The organism is Rathayibacter sp. AY1E8, assembly GCF_002931415.1.
Taxonomy (GTDB): domain Bacteria; phylum Actinomycetota; class Actinomycetes; order Actinomycetales; family Microbacteriaceae; genus Rathayibacter.
In genome coordinates, this window is record NZ_PSVI01000100.1 from 1 (window position 1) to 3,773 (window position 3,773).

A 3,773-nucleotide genomic window follows, 5' to 3' on the forward strand; every position below is an offset into this window, starting at 1 on the left:
GAGGAGCCCTCCCTCTCCGCGGTGCAGCGGTCGATCCTGCAGGGCCTCGCCGCCGGGCTCACCGACGAGGCGCTCGCGGCACGGCTGGACCTCAGCGTGCGCACCTGCCGTCGGCACATCGCCGGTCTCTTCGAGCTGCTCGGCGCCGAGAGCCGCTTCCAGGCGGGCGTGCTCGCGTCTCGGCGGGGCTGGCTGCCGGTCCGACCGCGCTGACGCCGGCCGTCGGCGAGCTCAGCGCCGCGGAGCCGGGCGCCGTCCGTCGAGGGCCCGCTCAGCCCGCGTGCGCTCCGAGGAACGCGAGCGCCCGCGGCCAGGCGTCGGTCGCCGCCACGGCCTGGTAGGTCTGCTCGTTCGCGTCGTTGAAGAAGGCGTGGCCCGCTCCCGGGTAGACGATGACCTCGACGTCCTTGCCCTCGGTCGCCTCGCGGATGCGCGGCACCTGCTCGACGAGGGGAGCGTCCTGATCGCCCAGGAACGCCAGCACCGGCACCTGCAGCGCGCCGAGCTCCTCGGCGGACGCGGTGACGTGCCCGTAGAACGGCACGGCCGCCGCCAGCCGCGGCTCGGCCAGCGCGAGCGCCCACGAGAAGGTGCCGCCGTAGCAGAACCCGGTGACGGAGACGCTGGTCGCGCCCTCCTGGCGAAGGAGCCGCTCGACGAGGGCGCGGAGGATCGCGACGGTGCGCGTCGCGTGCTCCGGAGTGAAGACGGGGGCGAAGAAGGTGCGCAGCTCGACCTGGCGCGGCAGGCGCCGCACCGGGTGGTCGTAGTCGGCGCGCTGCTCCTCGTCGAGCTGCTCGAGCAGGCCGCTGTCGGCCAGGAGCTCGGGGGCGACGACGCTGTAGCCCTCGGCCGCGTAGCGGTCGGCGACCGAGCGGATGTGCCCGTCGACCCCCCAGACCTCGTGGATCAGGATCAGCGCCCGGCCGCCCTCACCGCTGCGGTACACCGGTACGTCGTGCTCGGCCAGGGTCCAGGTCTCATCGCTCGTGGGCATGCTCGCACCCTAGCCCCGGACCCCGGGATCACGCGTCGTCAGAAGTCGTACTCGCAGTTGCGGAGGTTCGCCACGTCCTCGGTGAGCGTCGGCTCCCCGCCGAGCAGGAACGCGTAGTTCTTCGAGTTGGAGGCCAGGAAGCGCAGCGTCGAGTCGTGCACGCAGTCGCGCTCGGTCAGCAGCACGGACGAGCCCAGGGCCGCCGCCGTCGTCGCTCCCGAGAGGGCGTCGGCGAAGGAGGACCCCGCGGCGAGGAAGACGCTGTCCTGCAGCAGCGACTGGGGGTAGGCGCTGTTCAGCTCGACGCTGGTCTCGTAGCGGTCGCGGCCGGCGATCCTCGAGACCGAGGGGGCGAGGCCGCGACGCTCGAAGTCCGCCACGTACGCGTCCCGGATCGAGGGGTCGCCGCCGAGGAACTCCACGTGCTCCGGCGCCAGATCGCGCACCGCGGTCGCGGTCGCGGAGTCGGCGCCCGAGGTCGCACCGTCGACCAGCAGCACGGGCTGCGCACGCCAGCCGGCGATGGGCGCGGCCGACAGGGCGTCAGGGAAGTTCGTGCCGGTCGCGACGAACATGTTCGAGTAGGGGCCGGTGCCGAAGGCGTCCGCGACGATCCGGCGGGAGGTGTCGTAGCGGTCCGTCCCGCCGATGCGCTCGGTGCCGCCGACGATCGAGCGGATCGCGGACAGGACCCCGGGGCTCACGCTCAGCTCGCTGCCGACGACCACGACCCGCTCCGGGCGGAGGCGGCGGATCTCGTCGGAGACGACCCGCGGCAGGCGGTCGGGATCGGTGAGCAGGAGCGCGCCTCCGAGGGCGGCGGCGGCCGGGCCGGCGCTCAGCGCATCCGGCCAGTTCGCCCCGCTCGCCACGTAGAGCACCGGGATGCCCGGGGAGAAGTAGCCCGTCGCCTCCACCGAGGTCGCGTAGCGGTCCGATCCGGCGAGGCGGCCGGTGTACTGCTGGTAGTCGCTGCTCAGCGAGAGGTCGATCCCGGCGGCCGATCCGCCCACCGGGACGCGCACGTCGCCAGCGTCGCCCGAGCGGAGGACGTGGTCCCAGTAGCTGTCGTCGATCACGTCGTCGCGGCTCGACGCCCGGACGAGGTAGTCGCCGGGGACGACCTGCTGGAACGAGTACGGGTTGTCGCCGCCCGTGATCAGGTCGAGCTCGCCGGTGCGGAAGTAGCCGTCGGTTCCCGGGTCGCGGTACCAGATGTCGACGCGCTGGTCGCCCGCGACGCCGCTCAGGCGTCCCTCGAGCGAGCCCAGCCGTGCGGTGCGCAGCTGCACGCCGGCCGCCGGGGCCTGGAGCGGCTCGGCGCTGCGGGCGACGGCGCTGCCGCCGGACCAGAGGTCGGCGTACAGGTCGGCGTTGTCCTTGATCAGCAGGTAGTAGGTCTGCCCGGCGGTGAGCCCGTCGATGCTGAAGGTGAGGTCGCCGGCGACGGAGTGGTTCCCGAGGAGCCCCGCCTCGCTCGACCAGACCTCGACGTTCAGGAGGGCACCGCGGGGGGTGGTGGTCGCGATCGAGCCGTCGGCCTCCTCGACCACGACACGGCCGCTGATCGACGCCGCAGCGCTCGCACGGGCGGCGCTCGGCGCCTCATCCGGCACGGCGGGCAGGGGGGACTCGGCGCTGGGCTGCCAGAGCGGCTGCCCCTCGGGGAGCACGATCGAGCGGGGCGCATCGGAGACGGCGCCGAATGCGGCGACGGGGGCGGCCGACGGCGCGGCCGCCGATGCGGCGGAGGCGAGCGGGCTGGAGGTGATCGCCAGGGCGGCGACGAGGACCGCGGAGGCGGCGGACCTCAGAACGAGCGGGGACACGGCGGAATGCCTGCTTCCAGGAGGAGGTCGCCCTGCGGCCGACCCGGCGGAGGGGATCGCGCTCATGCTAGCGGCGGCCCGCGCCCCGTCGTCCTCCCCGATCAGGGGTCAGGAGACAGGCGGCGCGACGAGGATGTCGTCCCACTCCAGAGCGCGCTCGAACCGGAAGCCGTGCCGCTCGTAGAGGCGGCGGGCGTCGCTGCGCTTCAGCACGTCGAGCCGGAAGGGCAGACCCGGCCGCGCCTCCTCCGCCATCACCCGGCGCAGGACGGCGCCGCCGACTCCGCGTCCCTGTGCGTGCGGCGCCAGGTAGAAGTGCTCGATCCAGACCGCGTCCGGCTCGACCCGCGCGGCGATGCTCCCGGCGAAGGCGCCGTCGAGCTCGATCACCCGGGTGAGCTCGGGCCGGTAGCCGTCGAGGAAGCGGTGCCGCACGCGGTGCTCGTCGTAGCGGTCGAGCGTCTCGAGCGACGGGCGCATGACGACCGCGCGCAGCTCGGCGATCGCTGCCGCGTCCTCCGCGGTCGCGGGGCGGAGCGACCAGCCGGCGTCGTCGGCCACGGTCAACGGCCGCGGGGCTTGCGGGTGCGCCGCACCGCCGGCGCGGACGCCTTGGCGCGGGCCGGCTTCTTCTTGCCGCCGCCGGCCCTCTCCGCCTTCTCGCGCGCCTCCCGCGCCTTCGCCTTGGCGGCCTTCGCCCGCGACTCGACCTTCGGCGTCGCGGCGGTTCCGCGCGTGGTGTTCGCGCTGCGGCCGCGGACGACTCCGATGAAGTCCTCGACGTCGTCGCCCTTGTCGTCCGTCACCCAGGCGAGGCGGACGGAGGAGGGAGCGACGCCGGTCACCGGCACCGCGGTGACGTCCTTGCGGCTGTGCACGCGCGCCACCGACTGCGGCACGATCAGCACGCCCACGCCGGCCGCGACCTGCTCGACCGCGTCGTCGAG

At 74.4% G+C, this 3,773-nt stretch carries 4 protein-coding genes and 1 pseudogene; 1 reads left to right on the forward strand and 4 read right to left on the reverse strand.

Annotated elements, in window-relative coordinates; translation table 11 throughout:
• Nucleotides 1-213 (forward strand): response regulator transcription factor (locus C5C74_RS16665; protein ID WP_146083109.1); only part of this gene is annotated, 213 nt, incomplete at its 5' end.
• A 58-nt stretch (nt 214-271) separates the two neighbouring features.
• On the opposite strand, the gene C5C74_RS16670 is transcribed toward C5C74_RS16665, so the two are convergent.
• The 4 genes and pseudogenes from C5C74_RS16670 to C5C74_RS17610 form a co-directional block, all read right to left on the reverse strand.
• On the reverse strand, nt 272-997 hold the full coding sequence (locus tag C5C74_RS16670) for a dienelactone hydrolase family protein (protein WP_104351930.1): 726 nt from the start codon (nt 995-997) through the stop codon (nt 272-274).
• Between the two features lie 38 nt (nt 998-1,035).
• Nucleotides 1,036-2,826 (reverse strand): cell wall-binding repeat-containing protein, encoded by a 1,791-nt coding sequence (locus C5C74_RS16675; RefSeq protein ID WP_104351931.1) that lies wholly within the window; start codon nt 2,824-2,826, stop codon nt 1,036-1,038.
• A 108-nt stretch (nt 2,827-2,934) separates the two neighbouring features.
• Nucleotides 2,935-3,387: a GNAT family N-acetyltransferase gene (locus C5C74_RS16680; RefSeq protein WP_258061255.1), complete on the reverse strand. Its 453-nt coding sequence runs from the start codon at nt 3,385-3,387 to the stop codon at nt 2,935-2,937.
• Nucleotides 3,388-3,389: 2 nt separating this feature from the next.
• Nucleotides 3,390-3,773, reverse strand: a pseudogene (locus C5C74_RS17610) (LysR family transcriptional regulator); the annotation flags it as partial.

Excerpts from the sequence above, each read along its gene's own strand:
- C5C74_RS16670 (WP_104351930.1), bottom strand. The coding sequence starts at position 997 with ATGCCCACGAGCGATGAGACCTGGACCCTGGCCGAGCACGACGTACCG.